Here is an 18,098-nt window from a genome sequence, read left to right as displayed (position 1 = left end):
ATATCTAAAAGCCCTCAAGAGCCTTTTACTAAGGCATCTATTGATTTGCGTATGACTGTATGACTACTTTTTTCTGTGCCCCGTCTGAAATTGGTTCGATGGTCCTCCATTCCCAATTCAATTCGTTCATCAAAGTCTGAGGTAAGAATTGAATTCTGTAGCCAATGAAGTGAAGATGGATTTCCAGCCCTTAAAAGAGCGTGGCCAAAGAGAAGTTTTCTGTGGCCTGACTGGGATTATCTGGTTGCATCGAAAAATTCAAGATGCATTTTTTCTAGTGGTTGGTTCTCGAACCTGCGCACACTTAATTCAGTCTGCCGCTGGGGTGATGATTTTCGCCGAACCACGTTTTGCAACAGCAATCATTGATGATCGTGATTTAGCTGGTCTTGCAGATGCTAATGATGAGTTAGACAAGGTTGTAAAGCAATTGCTAGAGCGTCGTCCTGATATCAAACTATTATTTCTAGTAGGCTCTTGCCCGTCAGAAGTCATAAAGTTAGATTTGTCGAGGGCAGCACAACGTCTTGGTAAAACATTTGCGCCAAATGTACGCATTCTGAATTATTCTGGCAGCGGTATTGAGACAACTTTTACCCAAGGGGAAGACGCTTGTTTGGCTGCGTTAGTGCAAGATCTACCCAAGTCTAATCAATCTGATGAAGTTGATTTATTGGTGGTCGGCTGTTTGGCTGATGTGGTTGAGGATCAATTTAGTCGCATCTTTAAAGACCTGGGTCTCAAGTCTTTTGCTTTTTTCCCACCTAGGGAGTCGACGCAAAAAATCGTTGTTGGTCCAAAGACAAAGTATTTATTGGCTCAGCCATTTTTGACCGATACCGCTAGATTCTTAGAAAATTTAGGGGCTCAGAGAATTGCTGCACCTTTCCCATTGGGTGTAGAGGGAACGGAAAAATGGTTTGCAGCCGCCGCCCAGGAGTTAGGTGTGCCTCCAGATATCTTTGAGAAGGTCATTGCACCCCAACGTGATCGTGCCAATAAGTCACTTGCGCCGCATCGTGAGATCCTGCAAGGCAAATCCATTTTCTTCTTCCCTGACTCACAGTTAGAGATACCTTTGGCTCGTTATTTAAATAGAGAGCTTGGCATGAAATTGATGGAAGTCGGCGTTCCCTATTTGCATCGTCAGCATATGGCGGAAGAATTGACTATGTTGGATTCTCAGACGCAATTATCTGAAGGTCAAAATGTAGAAAATCAATTAGACCGTTGTCGCGCGCAACAGCCAGATATGGTTGTCTGTGGCTTGGGATTAGCGAATCCCTTGGAAGCCGAGGGCTTTACTACAAAGTGGTCGATTGAGCTTGTCTTCACACCTATTCAAGGATTTAACCAAGCAGCTGATCTTGCGGAATTATTTGCTCGCCCTTTAACGAGAAAACATAAGCTCATGATGGCGGAGACCGTATGAAATTAACGCTTTGGACTTATGAAGGACCACCCCATGTCGGAGCGATGCGCATTGCTACCGCAATGGAGAAGGTGCATTATGTTCTGCACGCTCCGCAAGGCGATACTTATGCCGATCTCCTTTTCACCATGATTGAGCGGATGAAAAAGAGACCGCCGGTCACTTACACCACTTTCCAGGCGCGTGATTTAGGTAGCGATACTGCAGAGTTATTCAAAGATGCTGCTAGATCAGCTTATGCCCGTTTTACGCCTGATTTATTAATGGTGGGCGCTTCCTGTACAGCAGAGTTGATTCAAGATGATCCTGGTGGCCTAGCCGCCGCGCTTGATTTGCCTGTGCCGATCTTGCCGCTGGAATTGCCGGCATATCAAAAGAAAGAGAATTGGGGCGCAGCAGAAACCTTTTATCAGATGGTTCGCCTATTGGGGCAGTCATTTATTCTGCCTCCAGGCCAACAACGTCCAGCCCGTGCAGCCAATGCAAAGCCGAGTTGTAATATTTTAGGGCCTACGGCTCTCGGTTTCCGGCATCGCGATGATGTCGAAGAAATTTCTCGTTTATTGCGTGATTTAGGAATTGAAGTCAATGTGGTTGCACCTTTAGGTGCCAACCCTGCAGATATTGCGCGTTTGCATGAAGCCGACTTTAATGTCAATTTATACCCAGAGACAGCAAACACTGCAGTCACTTGGATGAGTAGAAGCTTTGGTCAGCCTTCGACTAAAACGATTCCGATTGGATTTAAGGGTACTCAAGCTTTTATTACTGAAGTCTGCCAGTTAGCAGGTATTGAGTGTGATGTTGAAAAATTAAGTCAATCATCTAGAGCACGTTGGTATGCGTTATCGGTAGACTCAACCTATCTCACCAACAAGAGAGTCTTTATTTTTGGTGATGCAACGCATGCTATTGCTGCAGCAAAAGTAGCCGCTCATGAAATGGGCTTCAAAGTAGTTGGACTAGGCACCTATAGCCGTGAATTAGCTCGTGAAGTACGTGAGGCTGCTGCTGAATTCGGGCTTGAGGCAATCATTTCGGACGACTATTTAGAAGTTGAAGAAAAGATTACTGAACTTCAGCCAGAGTTGATCTTAGGAACCCAGATGGAGCGTCATATTGCCAAGCGCTTAAAAATACCTTGTGCAGTCATTTCGTCTCCAGTGCATGTCCAAGATTTTCCATCTCGTTATTCTCCGCAAATGGGCTTTGAAGGTGCCTGCGTATTATTTGATTCTTGGGTTCATCCTCTCATGATGGGTCTCGAAGAACATTTAATTGGCATGTTCAAAGGAGACTTTGAGTTTCATGATGGCGCGATGCCATCCCATCTTGGACATTCGACTCCCGCAAAAGAGGCCTCAGAGAATGCCCCTTCGATGATTACTGTCAAGAATGGAGCACCTTCCTGGGAAAATGACGCTGAAAAAGAACTCAATAAAATCCCATTTTTTGTGAGAGGCAAGGCCAGAAGAAATACAGAGCGTTATGCAGTTGAGCAAGGACTCTTGAGTATTACCTTAGAAACTTTGTATGATGCTAAGGCACACTTTAAAAGTTAAATAGTGACATCTAGTCAAAAACAGTGAAAGCAATCCAAAATGAAAGCAATTAACATACCCGTTTCAGATTTTCGCAGTCCACCACCTGATGGTGAAGGGAGCCTTCAAGTTCAGCTAGATCCCAATTTGAAAATTGGTAAAGCGAAGGTCTTTGCGATTTACGGTAAGGGTGGGATTGGTAAGAGCACTACCTCATCTAACTTATCGGTTGCTTTCTCTAAATTAGGAAAACGCGTTATCCAAATTGGATGCGATCCTAAACATGATTCAACATTTACCCTCACCAAAAAGCTGATGCCTACGGTAATTGATGTGCTGGAGAAAGTGGATTTTCATTCCGAAGAGTTGCGCATCGAAGATTTTGTGTATGAAGGTTATAACGGCGTGATGTGTGTAGAAGCAGGCGGACCTCCAGCAGGAACAGGTTGTGGGGGCTATGTGGTTGGGCAAACTGTGAAACTCCTGAAGGAACATCATTTACTGGACGATACCGATGTCGTGATTTTTGACGTCTTGGGCGACGTAGTTTGTGGTGGCTTTGCTGCGCCACTGCAGCATGCTGATCGCGCGCTTATCGTTACTGCCAATGACTTTGATTCTATTTTTGCGATGAATCGCATTATTCAAGCTATTGGTGCAAAAGCGAAAAACTATAACGTTCGCTTAGGTGGTGTGATTGCGAATCGCAGTAAGGATACCGATCAAATCGATAAATTCAATGAACAGGTCGGATTAAAAACGATGGCTCACTTCCCCGACTTGGATGTGATTCGTCGTAGCCGTCTTAAAAAGTCAACTTTATTTGAGATGGAGTACTCTCCTGAGCTTGAAAAAGTCCAGCAAGAGTACATGCGTTTGGCTGCAGCACTTTGGGCCGGAGCAGATCCCCTGCCTTCAATACCAATGAAGGACAGAGATATATTTGATTTGCTTGGCTTTGATTAATCTGCTTAGTTAATCACTGGGCATGCCAACGAGCTTGGCTGTAATTTCCCAGAGATCTTTGCTTAATTTTTCGCTCTTGGCTTTCATAGAAAGTTCTTGGGCGAAAGGCTCTCTGATAGCCGAGTTGCGATTGCCCCAGCTCCAATGAACACCTGATTGGGTAAAGCGTGGATCTGCAACCACTTGAGCAACACGTTCTCCAGCAAGCTCTTGGCTCACATAACCCTTAGTAATGTTTTTCTGAAACCAGGGAAATATTTTTTGAAAGAGTGGCGGAGTGTCTCTAAAGAGTGCCGTCTCAGCTACACATCCAGGATATAGGGTATTAAAGATCACGCCAGTACTAGCGTGATATCTTTTTTGTAGCTCTCGATTCATGACCATATTGCATAGCTTGCTATCTTTGTATGCCTTGCCAGGTTTAAAGGGTTTTCCATTGATCATGGCAATCGGTGCTTTAAAGCCAGCCATGAGACCTTCTAAAGCACCAATATCTGCGGGGGCAGGAATAGGTACTTTGCCGCCGAATTCTTCTGAGTTGGCGGTCACAGTGCCTAAGGTAATCAGACGTGCATGCTCATGTTGTTTGGCAGTTTGGATTAACTTGTCCAGCAGCATTCTGCTCAGAACGTAGTGCCCAAAATAATTCGTTGCTACGCTAATTTCAAATCCTTGAGGAGAGCGGGCAGGTTCTTTTAAGAGTGGTAAATAAGTCGCCGCATTACAGAGCAAAGCGTTAAGCTTTTGACCGCTTTCATTAAAGCGTTGGACAAATGCTTTAACGCTATCGAGATTTCCAAGGTCTAGTTCCCAGATTTCATATTGGCTAGAATCAAATTGATGTGCCTTGGCGGTTAACTCCATTTTTTGAGGGTCTCGGACTGCCAGTATCAGTCGCCAATGACGAGCCAGCAGAGCTTTGGCGGCATATAAGCCAACTCCAGATGAGGCTCCGGTAATAATGGCAAGGGGTTGAGTAGTATTGGCAGTCATTTTTCTATTACAGTCTTAGTTTTAGTAGAAATTCATCATTGTTATTTTAAGGCTAGAAATCGATGCTCCTCAAAGCGTTCAAGATCATTGCTCTGGTATTAACAACCTTCATATTTTTTGCAGCCCTCTATTTATGGGCTCCCGATAAGTCTAAAACAGAGTTAGAAAAAATGTATGGCTCTCCTAAAAATGCATATGTCAGTGCATTGGGAGTCAACATTCATTATCAAGATACTGGCCCTTCCAAAAACCCGATACCCATTCTATTTTTGCATGGCTTTGGTGCAAGTTTGCAGACTTGGGATGCTTGGTCAGAAGCTTTAAGTCAGGACTACCGTGTGATTTCTGTAGACTTGCCAGGATTTGGTCTCACCGGAGAAGATCCAAGCGGCGTCTATACCGATGAGAGAAGTGTAGAGGTGCTTGAGGCTTTCATGAAAGCGCTACAAATTCCAAAGGTGGTGTTGGTAGGCAATTCGATGGGCGGCAAGTTTGCTTGGCAATTTGCCGCGCGGTATCCGGATCAGGTTGCGAAGTTGGTGCTCATCTCACCGGATGGGTATGCTAGCCCAGGGATTGAGTACGGCAAAAAGACTGAAGTCCCTGCAATTGCTCAGCTCTATCGCTATTTCTTTTCTAAAACTTTTTTAGCAATGAACCTTGAGCCAGCTTACGCCAATCCAAAAACATTAAATGATGCTTTAGTGAATCGTTACTACGACCTGATGTTAGCCCCTGGGGTAAGAGGTGCCATTTTGGCCCGTATGCAGCAAACTGTCTTACAAGATCCAGTGCCCTCTTTGACCAATATCAAGGCACCTACTTTATTGATCTGGGGTGAGCAGGATGCTTTTATCCCGATTGCAAATTCAAATGATTACTTGAAGGTAATGCCCAATGTGAAGAGAGTATCCTTGCCTAATATTGGCCACTTGCCACAAGAAGAGCAACCTACAATTGGACTTCAGGCACTCAAAGAGTTCTTATAAGCAATGAAACGAATACCCTTAGATTGGCCCAATCGACAACATAGTAGTACCGTCTCTGTTGGAGGTTTAGATTGGCATGTGCAGCTCACTGGTAAGGGCCCCGTTGTTTTGTTATTACATGGCACAGGTAGCTCAACCCATTCTTGGTCTGATCTGATTCCTCTGTTAGAAGCCCATGCACAAGTCTTAGTGCCAGATTTGCCAGGACATGCCTTTACCTTAGGCGCAAAATTAGAAGACTTAACACTTGATGAAATAGCAAACTCTTTACAGCTACTCATTGAGCAATTAGGGATTGAAGCGCCCTCGATCGTAGTCGGGCATTCTGCTGGTGCACCTTTAGCATTGCGTTTTGCCGTAGTTTCATCAAAGCCACCTAAGCTAGTGATTGCTTTGAATCCCTCTTTTATACCGCCGCCAGCTGTCTACACTAGTTTCTTTGGACCACTCTTAGGTCCCATTACCCGATCCTCATCGCTCTCTAGCTTGCTTGCTTCACTTTCACCTAGTTTAGGAATGGTTGATAAGCTACTAGACTCAACGAATACGATTTTGCCGGAGACTCGCAGAGTTTATTACCGTAAACTCTTTGAGCGTTCAGAACATGTACGCGGCTCCATGAATTTTATGGCGGCGGCAGATATTCACAAAGTTTTGGTTGAAGCAAATTTATATCGCGGTAAATTAATTTGCGTCTTAGGTAATCAGGATGCGTGGATTCCAGTAAAGCCTTTAGAAAAGATTATTCTGGATTATTTTCCTGCTGCAGAGATTGTGAAATGGGAGGGTGGTCACATCATGCATGAACTTGAGCCAAACAAAGTGGCACAACTGATTCTCGAAGGCTTGAAGACTGAGTTTGGCGATTAAGCCTTTTTCAGGCCTTGCATGATCGCTTGAGAAACCTCATTAGCGCCTGCATTCGGTAGTGGCAAGTACATAGACCCCAGCATTGCAGCCATGGCTTTACCTTCGTCTCGAGCTTGCGGTGAAGTATCAATCCATAAGGACTTAAAAGAGTAATGAGATGCAGCGCGTGCTGACTGCTGCGCATCTTCCATTGCCTTTGGTCTTCCAGGAGAGCCATCTTTAGCAATATTGGCTCGGCCATCCGTTAAGAAGACTAAGGCGGGGGTAAGTCCTTTTCGCATCGATGCGCTAGCAACTTCAAAAGATTCATCAATCGCACGTGACAAGGGGGTCCCGCCACCGCCAGGCAGACCACTGAGGGCTCGTTTAGCCTTGACTAGTGAACGCGTAGGGGCGAGGACGAGTTCGGCAACACTACCTCTAAATGACATCACTGCTACTTGATCTCGTCTTACGTAGCATTCGGCTAATAGCAATTCCACTGCACCCTTAGCTTCTGCAAGGCGATGCATCGCGGAGGAGCCAGATGCATCTACGATAAACATCGTTAAGGTTTGAGTACGCTCTTGATAGCGCTTAATCCGAAAATCTTCTTTACGAATCAAAATTTTCCCAAGAGGGATTGTTTTGCCAGCTGCCTTCATTTCTGCTCTGCGTACAGCTTGCCAAGGAACAGCAGCACGCAGCGTATCGATGATGCTCAGAGTTTTGCCACCCTCGGGCATGCCGGGTATATTTCCGAGTGGACGACCACGTATGCGGCCGACTTTGATAGCGCCAGTTTTGCCACCCATACCTTTAGGTGTTTTTAAGTCAGCTAAATCTGCCAAGCGCGCCAAGAGGTCTGCAGGGATTGCTGCTTGAGCGGCTTCTAAAATTTCATCTTCAAGCGCTTGTGGATTTTCTGCATTATTTTCCTGTTCCTCCCCCTCATCTTCATTCCTATTTTGATCTTCACTCGGATCAGGTGGAGGTGTTTCTGGAGGAGGCGGCGGCTCTTGATCTAAGGGATCTTGCTCACTCTCAGGTTGTTCGTCTGACTCTGGTTCAGGTGGAATCTCTTCCTCTTCGGGCGGAGCGCTTTGTGGCAGTCGCGTAGCGCGTGGGGATAAAACTAATGCAATCGCTTGTTGCAAATGCATGCTAGTCACTTCATCTTCTCTATCAAAAGCTGCTAAACACTTCGCGGTATTCATAGCCAGATTAAGGGCACGTATCGATATCACCCCCAACTGTTCAGCAACACCAACCAATGCATTAAGACTATCTTCACTCACAGTGACTGCAGAGAAGTTCTCACGTGCATATTGAAGTGTTTGGGTATCAGGCAGAAAATCATCATCAGTTTCTGGTAGATCTCTCCAGCCGAGAATATCGAGGTTCAACAGAAATGCGGTTCTCTGCCGAATTTTTTCATTGGGCTGTTCATCATCTTCGATACCCTCATCCAAAGCCACAACTCCAAAGCGACTTTCAATTCTGCGGCTTTGACCATCACGCTCAATTGCAATAAATCCATTATCCAAAGCGCTCACCACTTTCGCTACAGCGCCTACTTCAACTCTCTCTGCCATTGGCATGAGTAATAACTGTTGATCGCATTGCGCGAGGAGTCCCTGCCTGAGAACGGCTTTGCCTGTGCGTAGTGTTTGATCGAGATCGATACCACCAATCAGATTTTCATCTGAGATGCCAAGAGGCATTTTGCGTAAAGGCAGGCGCATACCTCCCAATTGAGCGACGGTATTGAGGTAGCTTAGCCAACGATCTCTGACTGGTCCTGAGCGTGCACGCAAAATTACGCCACCCAAACCATGCGGATGAATAGCTAAGAGTTGGGCAACCTGGAGCGCCCGCAACCAAGTTTCGAGTTTGGCGCTCTTACTAATCTCTTGCGTTTGTGCTAGATTTTCCAAAAGACAGTATTTGCTGATTGAGTGTTTTTACTTACTTTTTTCGGGAAACAATTCTTCTAAAGCTCTTCTGACTCGAACGGCAGAACTAGAGTCATCCAAAGGATTGCGCCTGAGTCGATGCTGTAAGGCAGGTACTGCAATCTTTTTCAGGTGCTCGATCGTTACCTGATTTTTTCCGCAGAGTGCGGCATAAGCTCGAGTTGCGCGCAGCAGGGTTAACTCCCCACGTAGACCATCAGTTCCCAGGTGACTGCAAAGCTGGGTTACTTTTTCGAGCATCGCATCATCCACTTTGACTGAAGGCAATTTCTTTTTCCCAGCTTGAATTTGCTGTCGAATGATGCCATCTTCTTTTTCCCAAGTCTCCATGAACTTCGCTTGATTGCGCTCAAACTCATCGCGTCGTTTGATAATTTCTACTCGAGACTTTGATTCTTGAGGAGTCTTCACTTCAACAGCAAGACCAAAGCGATCGAGTAGTTGTGGACGTAATTCACCTTCCTCTGGGTTACCACTGCCGACTAGAACAAATTTTGCAGGGTGACGAATACTGAGACCCTCTCTTTCGACCACGTTGGCTCCAGAAGCAGCAACGTCGATTAATAAGTCGACTAAGTGGTCCTCTAAAAGATTCACTTCGTCTATGTACAGGAAGCCTCGATGTGCTTTAGCAAGAAGGCCGGGTTCATATGCTTTTTCTCCAGAACTCAGTGCTTTTTCGATATCTAATGCGCCAATAACCCGATCTTCCGTAGCGCCCAATGGCAAGTCCACTACTGGCACTGCTTTCTTAATGGCCTTGAGTTTTCCACCAACCTTGAGCTTGGCTCTTAATTCATCGCATACAGGACAGGTTCCTGGTGCAGCATTCGGATCACAGGCATATACACAATCTTGAACTGAGCTCATCTCCGGAAGTAATGCTGCAAGTGCACGAACTGCCGTGGATTTTCCTGTGCCACGGTCGCCCATTACTAACACTCCCCCAACACTGGAATCGAGTGCCGCAATCAAGATTGCCAGCTTCATATCCTCTTGCCCAACAATTGCAGAGAAAGGGTAATTACGTGCCATTCAGATTCCTTGAAATTGTTTAATACGAGCCTAATAAATTGATTTATTGCATAGCAGCAAATAAATCAATGAGTGCTCAATTCTTTAAATATACCGGTATTGAGTTTTTATTAGGAGATACCCTTAAAGGATAGTTTTGAGGCGAAATAGGTGTCTAATTTGGTTGACAGTATTGTAGGATTCTTCAAGAATCAATCGGAGATAGAAAGTAAAAACTAAAAAGTAAATTTTTTTAAATTTAATCTTTTTAATAACACTTATTGAATGCTTACCAAAACAAAATCTTCCAATATGCATGAGCCTATTAAGTTAGTGCTTGTGACGATGGATACTCATTTAAATAGCGCTGCAAACCGTGCCTATGAGGATCTCAAGAAGACTATTCCGGGGGCAACGCTGAGCATCCATTCAGCCAGTGAATTTGCCGGTAATCCAGAGCATTTACAACACTGTAAGGACGACATTGCTAGTGGCGACATCGTGATTGCCACCATGTTGTTCCTAGAGGATCACTATTTACCAATTTTGGAGGATCTTAAAGCAAGGCGAGACCATTGTGATGCCATGGTTTGCGCCATGTCTGCAGGAGACGTTACTAAGTTAACGAAAATTGGTAAGCTCGATATGAGTCAACCAGCCAGTGGCTTGATGGCCATGCTGAAAAAGCTCCGTCCGAGCGCAAAAGACAAAGATGGCAATAGCAAGAGTTCGACTGCTGGCGCAAAGCAAATGAAGATGTTGCGTGTGATTCCGCAAATGCTGCGCTTTGTGCCTGGAACTGCTCAAGACCTCAGGGCTTATTTCTTGTCATTGCAGTATTGGCTGGGTGGTTCTCAAGAGAACATGTACAACATGATGGTTAACCTGATTAATCGCTATGCAGCTGGTTCACGTGAGGTCTTGCGTAAAAATGCGAAGGCCCTTGATCCAGTCGAATATCCAGATTCTGGGGTCTATCATCCACGCATGAAAAATCGCTTGAGTAGTAATTTAAGTGATTTGCCTAAGGTAGTGCCAGATGCAAAAGCGCGCGGAAGAGTCGGACTTTTGGTTCTGCGTTCTTACTTGGTCTCTGGTAATAGCGGCCACTATGATCCGGTCATTGCTGCATTAGAAGCGCAAGGTTTGCAAGTAGTACCTGCTTTTGCGGCCGGTCTAGATGCTCGCCCAGCTATTGATGATTACTTTACAAAAGATGGCAAGCCAACGATTGATGCCATGATTTCTCTAACAGGCTTCTCTTTGGTGGGTGGTCCGGCCTATAACGATGCTCATGCGGCTGAAGAGGTGTTGGCTAAATTAGATATTCCTTATATTGCGGCTCACCCTGTTGAGTTTCAAAATCTTGAGCAGTGGGGAGGTTCTGAGCGTGGTTTGCTCCCAGTAGAGAGTACCATCATGGTGGCGATCCCTGAACTAGATGGCTCAACCATTCCGATGGTGTATGGTGGGCGACCCGGCGCATCTGGAACCACCTGTACAGGTTGCCATAAGCAGTGTTCATTTACAGATGACCATAATCCACAGGATATGTTTACCTGCACCGAGCGTGTTGGAATGTTGGCTGCACGGGTTGGAAAGTTAGTTGACTTGCGTCGTTCGGAGCGTGCGCAACGTAAGGTTGGCATTGTATTATTCAATTTCCCACCAAATGCCGGCAATATTGGTAGCGCTGCTTACTTGAGCGTCTTCCAATCGGTCCAAAATTTATTAGTTGGCATGAAGGAGCGTGGCTACACCGTTGACGTTCCCAAGTCCGTAGATGAGTTGCGTGATTCAATCTTAAAAGGCAATGCCGAGCAGTATGGCGCAGATGCAAACGTACATACCTTAATTCCTGTAGATGATCATGTTCGGCGTGAACCTTGGTTAAAAGAAATTGAAGCGCAATGGGGTCCAGCTCCAGGTAAGCAACTCTCTAACGGAAGCTCCATCTTTGTCCTTGGTAAGCAGTTTGGCAATGTGCTGATTTCAGTACAACCTTCGTTTGGTTATGAAGGTGATCCGATGCGCTTGCTATTTGAACGTGGCTTTGCGCCAACCCATGCATTCTCTGCTTACTATCGTTACTTGCGGGAAGACTTTGCTGCTACAGCAGTCATTCACTTTGGTACGCATGGCGCATTAGAGTTCATGCCTGGTAAGCAAACTGGCATGAGTGGCGCATGTTGGCCAGACCGTTTAATCAATGATCTGCCTAATATTTATTTGTATGCATCGAACAATCCTTCTGAGGGCGCGATTGCTAAACGCCGCTCTGGTGCAACCCTGATTAGTTACCTTACTCCGCCAGTAACGCAAGCCGGTTTATATGCCGGCTTGGCTGATCTCAAAGCATCGATTGAGCGCTTTAGATCTTTAGATGTTGATGCAAATCAGGAGCGGATAGATTTGGGAGATCTGATTCAGGCCCAAGCAGCAGAGATTGATCTATGCAAAGCCGAGCCTGTCTGGGATAAAACAGATTTAAATGGTTTACAAAATATCGTCAGCAATCTCTTTAACGAATTACTCGAGCTCGAGTACACCTTAATTCCTCATGGCTTGCATGTGGTTGGTGCTGTGCCACCTTTAGCTGAGCGCTTTGGATTATTAAAAGCGATGGCTGATGTAGCTCTGGATCATCCAGTTGAAGATACGGTGGTAGAAGCCCTGATGAATGGCGAGAAGTTTGACAAAGTGATTGATGCTTATCCTGAGCTATTAGAGCTTGGTACTCGCGAGATATTAGAAGATTTGTTTGGCAAGATGGTGCAGTCCAATAAGTTGATGTCTGCAGAGACTGAAGTGACTGGTATGTTAGATGCGTTAGATGGACGCTTTATTCGCCCAGCAGCTGGTGGCGATGTGATGCGCAATCCTGAAGTATTGCCAACGGGCCGCAACCTACATGGCTTTGATCCATTCCGTATTCCCAGCGTGTTTGCCGTGAAAGATGGGGCTAAACAGGCTCAGCGCATTTTGGATAAATACCAAGAAGATGGCAACTCACTTCCAGAATCGATTGCGATGGTTTTGTGGGGCAGTGATAACTTGAAATCTGAAGGCGGTCAAATTGGTCAAGCGCTTGCATTGATGGGCGCAAAACCACGCTTCGATAGTTATGGTCGTCTAGCAGGCGCACAATTAATTCCCTTAAGTGAGCTGGGTCGCCCAAGGGTTGACGTAGTCATTACTTTGTCTGGCATATTCCGCGATTTACTACCTTTGCAAATTAAGTTGCTAGCTGAGGCAGCATTTATGGCAGCTTCTGCGGAAGATGAGCCGCTGGAACAAAACTTTATTCGTAAGCATGCTTTGGCTTACCAAAAAGAACATGGTTGTGATTTAGAAACAGCTTCATTGCGTGTTTATGGAAACGCCGATGGCGCTTATGGTTCTAACGTTAGCAATATGGTTGAAAACAGCGTGTGGGAAGAGGAGGATGAATTAGCTGAAACCTACACCCGTAGAAAAGGTTTTGCTTTCGGACGCGCTGGTGTACCGATTCAAAATAACGCTTTGTTAAAGAGCGTTTTATCCGATGTGCAAATGACTTATCAAAATCTTGACTCGATGGAGTTAGGTGTAACAACAATTGATAACTACTTTGACACCTTGGGCGGAATTACGAGAGCAGTGAAGCGTGCCAAGGGTGGTGCCGACGTCCCAGTCTTTATTGGTGATCAGACAAAAGGTGAGGGCGCAGTCAGAACACTCTCTGAGCAGGTTTCTTTAGAAACTCGCACTCGGATGCTCAATCCAAAATGGTACGAAGGCATGTTGGAAAGTGGTTATGAGGGTGTGCGACAAATTGAGGTGCATATCACCAACACCATGGGCTGGTCTGCGACTACGGGTCAAGTGCAGCCTTGGGTCTATAAGCAGTTAACAGAGACTTTTATGCTGAACCCTGAAATGCGTGAGCGTTTAGCAAAACTAAATCCTACTGCTGCTGCTCGTTTAGCGAATCGTTTGACTGAAGCGTCGCAAAGAAATTACTGGCAGCCTGAGCCAGAAATGCTCAAAGCGATGCAAGAGGCTAATGACGAGCTAGAGGATCGCTTAGAGGGCATTTACGACAATAACTCTTTAGCGGCTTAATGATTTTCAGTGGTCAGAACTATTTCTTAAACACAATACTTCAATACAAAATTTAATATGAGCATATTAGAACGAATTAATCAAAGTCTTGAGGATGCAATGCATTTGGCTCAATCCAAACAGGGGCCACAACTCTTGCAAGAGGCAATGCATTACTCGGTGTTTCCAGGTGGAGCCAGAATTCGTCCGCAATTATGTTTAGCTGTTGCTGCAGCTTGTGGTGATGATGATCCTGCTTTATCAAATGCGGCTGCTAGTGCCATTGAGTTATTGCATTGTGCATCTTTAGTGCATGATGATTTACCTTGCTTTGACGATGCAGAGTTACGGCGTGGCAGACCCTCTGTGCACGCTGCCTATGGCGAGCGTATTGCAGTGCTCGCCGGAGATGCACTCATTGTGTTGGCATTTCAGTGCTTAGCTAGTTCTGGTACACGCTCTATCTTCCGCTTGGGTCCACTCATGAATACGATTGCGATGAGTGTCGGTTCACCCCATGGAATTGTTGCGGGTCAAGCGTGGGAGTGTGAGCCAAAAGTCGATTTGAGCGACTATCAACGTGCTAAAACAGGCTCTTTGTTCGAGGCAGCAACTGCTGCTGGTGCACAAGCAGCCGGTGCTGATGCTGCCACCTGGAGGCCACTTGGTGAATGGCTCGGTGAGGCTTATCAAGTAGCAGATGACATACGTGATGTCGTAGCTGATCAAGCAGAATTAGGAAAGCCTGCTGGCCAGGATATAGCTCATGATCGTCCGAGCTCTGCTAGGGATTTGGGTCTTAGTGGTGCCGTGCAACGCTTTGATGAATTAGTAAGGAAGGCTATTGCCTCTATACCGCATTGCAAAGGTGAGAAGATGTTGCGTGCTCTTGTTACTCAAGAATCTGAGCGTCTTGTGCCTTCAGATTGGTTTAAAGATGCAAAAAGAAAAATTTTATTTCGTCAAACCAGTCATTCTTAATCCCATTACCACCCTTATTTAATTTCTGAATTGCCATTCATGGAAATTTTCTTCGATTGGCGAAATCGACTCATTGCTTCACCCAGCTTTCAGCGCTGGGCTACACGCTTCCCCCTTACTCGCTGGTTAGTCAAAAAACAAGCATCCGATATTTTTGATTTAATGGCGGGGTTTGTTTATACCCAAGTCCTATTAGCCTGCACTCAAATCAACCTGTTTGATATTTTGGCGAAGGGCGCTCTCAGCTTCGATGAACTGCAAAAACAAATCCCATTAAAACCTGCTGGCCTGAGACGCTTATTGGATGCTGCTGTTGCTATTGAGTTGCTCGTAAAACGTAGCGAAGATCGTTATGCCCTCAGCATGAAGAGCGCCCCATTGGTTGGAAATATTGCTATTTTGGATATGGTTAAACACCATGCCGATTTTTATCGTGATCTCGCTGACCCAATCGCGCTCTTGCAGGGCGATACCAGTTCTGCTTCGCTCAACGAATACTGGCCCTATATCACTTCTGAAAAAGGTGCTGCACCAGAAAACTTGTCTGCTGAAAAGGTTGCCGCTTACTCCAAATTGATGGCGCATACGCAATCACTGGTAACAGATGAAATTATCGATGCCTATTCTATGGGTAAGCATCAAACGGTTCTTGATATTGGTGGTGGGCAGGGCGCCTTTATTAAAAGGTTGGCCGCGCGTTACCCTCATTTGCAGTTCAAATTATTTGACATCCCTGGAGTAGCAGAGCTCTCCAATGCTCATTTCAAAGACATTGGACTTTCTGGGCGCGCGCAAGCGATTGGCGGTAACTTTTTTCAAGATCCCTTACCAAGAGGGTGCGATCTTGCCACCCTGGTGCGGGTTATTTTTGATCATGATGATGCTCGCGTAAGGCAGTTACTAGCCAATGTATTTGATGCCCTTAATCCTGGCGGCACTTTATTGCTAGCAGAGCCAATGGCTGAGACCAAAGGTTTTGAGGCAATGGGTCACGCCTATTTTGGTTTTTATTTGTTGGCAATGGGTAGGGGCAGACCGAGAACTGAAATTGAAATAAGACGCTTACTGGGCGATGCAGGTTTTACTGGTATTCAATTATTAAATTCCTATATGCCCTTAAATGCACAAATATTGCAGTGCAGTAAACCTGCTCTTTAGGGTAGGTAAGACGCACCTCAAAAACATATCCATAGAAGTCTCTCTAAATACTCAATTTAGTAGAGAAAACCCCTAGATGACAAGTGGGCAATTAAGGATTAAAAACTAAAGTGTAAATATTTTTTTACACATTTAATCAAAAATTGAATGACCCAAGAGACATGACCGATAAGTATCAAACCAGGGCAATTGTTCTAGAAAAGCCAGAAAGTGTCATTCTTGCTGATCTTGAATTAACGCCCATGACCCCCATCGATGTTTTGGTAGATATGGAGTGGAGCGGCATTAGTACTGGTACAGAAAAATTATTGTGGACCGGAAAAATGCCCAACTTTCCTGGCATGGGTTATCCGCTCGTGCCCGGTTATGAGTCTGTAGGTAGGGTAGTCAAAGCAGGTACTGACTCGAATCTGAAGGTGGGACAAAGAGTATTTGTTCCAGGAGCTAAATGCTATGGAGAAATTCGAGGTCTGTTTGGTGGTGCAGCTTCACGCGTGATTGTTGATAGCAATCGCGTGATTGCGATTCAAGATCATTTAGGCGAAGAGGCAATCCTCTTTGCTTTGGCTGCGACTGGTTATCACGTGACCTCTGGTCCTGGTCAGGAGCAACCAGATTTAATTGTTGGACATGGCGTATTAGGTCGCTTGATTGCGCGGATTGCAGTTGCTAAAGGCAAGCGCCCAGTAGTTTGGGAGACCAATGCGGGCCGCCGAGAAGGCGCTGTAGGTTATGAGGCCATAGATCCTAAAGACGATCAGATTAAGAAGTACAAAACGATTGTGGATGTGAGTGGCGATGCCAAATTAGTAGATACATTGATCAGCTGCCTTACTCCTGGCGGTGAAATTGTTTTGGCAGGATTTTATGACACGATTTCTTTTTCGTTTCCGCAAGCATTTATGCGGGAAGCGCGTATTCGTATTGCAGCACAGTGGGCGCCTGGAGATTTAGTTGCAATTAAAGATTTGGTGGAGTCGGGCAAGTTAAGTTTAGATGGCTTGATTACGCATCGCTCTTCACCTAATGATGCAAATGAGGCCTATCACACGGCTTTCAACAATATCGATTGTTTAAAAATGGTTCTAGATTGGAGAAATCTACAATGAGTTCATCAAGCATCCCAGCAACAGCAACAGTGCAATTCATGGACCTTAAGAAAGAGGCTGCAATTGAGCCCGATCCAGTTTCCACAGGTCCAGTGACCAAAGAAACCCAAATCATTGCTATTTATGGCAAGGGCGGAATCGGTAAGAGCTTTACGCTTGCGAACCTGTCTTACATGATGGCTCAGCAAGGCAAGAAAGTGTTGTTGATTGGTTGCGACCCTAAAAGCGATACTACTTCTCTCCTATTTGGCGGCAAAGCTTGCCCAACCATTATTGAAACTTCCTCGAAGAAAAAATTAGCTGGTGAGTCAGTATCGATTGGCGATGTTTGCTTTATTCGTGATGGTGTATTTGCGATGGAGCTCGGTGGTCCAGAAGTAGGTCGTGGCTGCGGTGGTCGCGGCATTATTCATGGCTTTGAAACCTTAGAAAAATTGGGCTTTCATGATTGGGGCTTTGACTATGTACTCCTTGATTTCTTAGGTGACGTGGTTTGCGGCGGCTTCGGTTTGCCAATCGCACGTGATATGTGCCAAAAGGTCATTGTGGTTGCTAGTAACGATTTGCAATCTCTCTATGTTGCTAACAACGTTTGTTCAGCGGTGGAGTACTTCCGTAAATTAGGCGGTAACGTGGGCGTAGCAGGTATGGTGATCAATAAAGATGACCTCACCGGTGAAGCTCAAGCGTTTGCTGAAAAGGCTGGTATTCCAGTACTAGCAGCTATTCCTGCGAACGAAGATATTCGTCGCAAGAGTGCTAGCTATGAAATTATTGGTCAGCCTGGCACGCAGTGGGCCCCACTATTCGAAGAGCTGGCTACCAATGTTTCAGAAGCTCCACCAGTTCGTCCTAAACCATTAAGTCAAGATGAGTTACTAGGCTTGTTCTCTTCAGAAGTGACTGGTCGCGACATTGTTTTGAAGCCTGCTACCGTTAAGGACATGATGGGTAAAGACGAAGTCGTTAAGAAAACACTCGAAGTTATTTACGATCAAGCTTAAAGA

General features: G+C 45.4%; 13 protein-coding genes. 10 read left to right on the top strand and 3 right to left on the bottom strand.

What is annotated here, in order from left to right; all coding sequences use genetic code 11:
• Positions 1 to 148: 148 nt before the first annotated feature.
• Genes VC178_RS06130 through bchL form a run of 3 tightly spaced genes read left to right on the top strand, consistent with a single transcriptional unit; the run spans position 149 to position 3,939 of the window.
• On the top strand, positions 149 to 1,432 hold the full coding sequence (locus VC178_RS06130) for a ferredoxin:protochlorophyllide reductase (ATP-dependent) subunit N (protein WP_255535726.1): 1,284 nt from the start codon (positions 149 to 151) through the stop codon (positions 1,430 to 1,432).
• Positions 1,429 to 2,994: a ferredoxin:protochlorophyllide reductase (ATP-dependent) subunit B gene (bchB, locus tag VC178_RS06125; RefSeq protein ID WP_323481911.1), complete on the top strand. Its 1,566-nt coding sequence runs from the start codon at positions 1,429 to 1,431 to the stop codon at positions 2,992 to 2,994. The genes VC178_RS06130 and bchB overlap by 4 nt, the downstream gene beginning before the upstream one ends.
• A 39-nt stretch (positions 2,995 to 3,033) precedes the next feature.
• On the top strand, positions 3,034 to 3,939 hold the full coding sequence (bchL, locus tag VC178_RS06120; protein WP_215295351.1) for a ferredoxin:protochlorophyllide reductase (ATP-dependent) iron-sulfur ATP-binding protein: 906 nt from the start codon (positions 3,034 to 3,036) through the stop codon (positions 3,937 to 3,939).
• A gap of 9 nt (positions 3,940 to 3,948) precedes the next feature.
• Here the strand turns inward: bchL and VC178_RS06115 are convergent, their stop codons facing one another.
• The gene (locus tag VC178_RS06115) at positions 3,949 to 4,932 is read right to left on the bottom strand and encodes a protochlorophyllide reductase (protein ID WP_323481910.1); all 984 of its coding nucleotides are present in this window, start codon (positions 4,930 to 4,932) and stop codon (positions 3,949 to 3,951) included.
• A 62-nt stretch (positions 4,933 to 4,994) separates the two neighbouring features.
• On the opposite strand from VC178_RS06115, the gene VC178_RS06110 reads away from it, so the two are divergent.
• Positions 4,995 to 5,921, top strand: coding sequence for an alpha/beta hydrolase (locus tag VC178_RS06110; RefSeq protein ID WP_323481909.1), 927 nt, complete (start codon positions 4,995 to 4,997; stop codon positions 5,919 to 5,921).
• Positions 5,922 to 5,924: 3 nt separating this feature from the next.
• Positions 5,925 to 6,791: an alpha/beta fold hydrolase BchO gene (gene bchO / locus VC178_RS06105; RefSeq protein WP_323481908.1), complete on the top strand. Its 867-nt coding sequence runs from the start codon at positions 5,925 to 5,927 to the stop codon at positions 6,789 to 6,791.
• Here the strand turns inward: bchO and VC178_RS06100 are convergent.
• Positions 6,788 to 8,707, bottom strand: a complete 1,920-nt coding sequence (locus VC178_RS06100) for a VWA domain-containing protein (protein WP_323481907.1) — start codon at positions 8,705 to 8,707, stop codon at positions 6,788 to 6,790. The two genes, bchO and VC178_RS06100, sit on opposite strands and share 4 nt — an antisense overlap.
• 27 nt (positions 8,708 to 8,734) lie before the next feature.
• Positions 8,735 to 9,781, bottom strand: a complete 1,047-nt coding sequence (gene bchI / locus VC178_RS06095; RefSeq protein ID WP_323481906.1) for a magnesium chelatase ATPase subunit I — start codon at positions 9,779 to 9,781, stop codon at positions 8,735 to 8,737.
• A 264-nt stretch (positions 9,782 to 10,045) separates the two neighbouring features.
• On the opposite strand from bchI, the gene VC178_RS06090 reads away from it, so the two are divergent.
• The 5 genes from VC178_RS06090 (at position 10,046) to VC178_RS06070 (ending at position 18,095) form a co-directional block, all read left to right on the top strand.
• The gene (locus VC178_RS06090; protein ID WP_323481905.1) at positions 10,046 to 13,864 is read left to right on the top strand and encodes a magnesium chelatase subunit H; all 3,819 of its coding nucleotides are present in this window, start codon (positions 10,046 to 10,048) and stop codon (positions 13,862 to 13,864) included.
• A gap of 57 nt (positions 13,865 to 13,921) precedes the next feature.
• The gene (locus tag VC178_RS06085; RefSeq protein WP_215318464.1) at positions 13,922 to 14,824 is read left to right on the top strand and encodes a polyprenyl synthetase family protein; all 903 of its coding nucleotides are present in this window, start codon (positions 13,922 to 13,924) and stop codon (positions 14,822 to 14,824) included.
• A 39-nt stretch (positions 14,825 to 14,863) separates the two neighbouring features.
• Positions 14,864 to 15,982: a methyltransferase gene (locus VC178_RS06080; protein WP_215295335.1), complete on the top strand. Its 1,119-nt coding sequence runs from the start codon at positions 14,864 to 14,866 to the stop codon at positions 15,980 to 15,982.
• Between the two features lie 143 nt (positions 15,983 to 16,125).
• A complete protein-coding gene (gene bchC / locus VC178_RS06075) occupies positions 16,126 to 17,091 on the top strand; it encodes a chlorophyll synthesis pathway protein BchC (protein ID WP_251369963.1) in 966 nt (321 codons plus the stop codon).
• Complete coding sequence (locus tag VC178_RS06070; RefSeq protein WP_215295333.1) at positions 17,088 to 18,095, top strand: chlorophyllide a reductase iron protein subunit X; 1,008 nt, start codon at positions 17,088 to 17,090, stop codon at positions 18,093 to 18,095. The genes bchC and VC178_RS06070 overlap by 4 nt, the downstream gene beginning before the upstream one ends.
• The last annotated feature ends 3 nt before the right edge of the window (positions 18,096 to 18,098 follow it).

The sequence above is a fragment of the Polynucleobacter sp. AP-Sanab-80-C2 genome, from assembly GCF_035012965.1.
In the GTDB taxonomy this organism is placed as follows: domain Bacteria; phylum Pseudomonadota; class Gammaproteobacteria; order Burkholderiales; family Burkholderiaceae; genus Polynucleobacter.
The sequence above is the reverse complement of the archived record's forward strand: the minus strand, read 5'-3'. Positions and strand labels throughout refer to the sequence as shown.

Coding starts and splice junctions, on each gene's coding strand:
- VC178_RS06080 (WP_215295335.1), top strand. CDS start 14,864: ATGGAAATTTTCTTCGATTGGCGAAATCGACTCATTGCTTCACCCAGC.
- VC178_RS06085 (WP_215318464.1), top strand. CDS start 13,922: ATGAGCATATTAGAACGAATTAATCAAAGTCTTGAGGATGCAATGCAT.
- VC178_RS06110 (WP_323481909.1), top strand. CDS start 4,995: ATGCTCCTCAAAGCGTTCAAGATCATTGCTCTGGTATTAACAACCTTC.
- VC178_RS06090 (WP_323481905.1), top strand. CDS start 10,046: ATGCTTACCAAAACAAAATCTTCCAATATGCATGAGCCTATTAAGTTA.
- VC178_RS06070 (WP_215295333.1), top strand. CDS start 17,088: ATGAGTTCATCAAGCATCCCAGCAACAGCAACAGTGCAATTCATGGAC.
- bchB (WP_323481911.1), top strand. CDS start 1,429: ATGAAATTAACGCTTTGGACTTATGAAGGACCACCCCATGTCGGAGCG.
- bchL (WP_215295351.1), top strand. CDS start 3,034: ATGAAAGCAATTAACATACCCGTTTCAGATTTTCGCAGTCCACCACCT.
- bchI (WP_323481906.1), bottom strand. CDS start 9,781: ATGGCACGTAATTACCCTTTCTCTGCAATTGTTGGGCAAGAGGATATG.
- bchO (WP_323481908.1), top strand. CDS start 5,925: ATGAAACGAATACCCTTAGATTGGCCCAATCGACAACATAGTAGTACC.
- VC178_RS06115 (WP_323481910.1), bottom strand. CDS start 4,932: ATGACTGCCAATACTACTCAACCCCTTGCCATTATTACCGGAGCCTCA.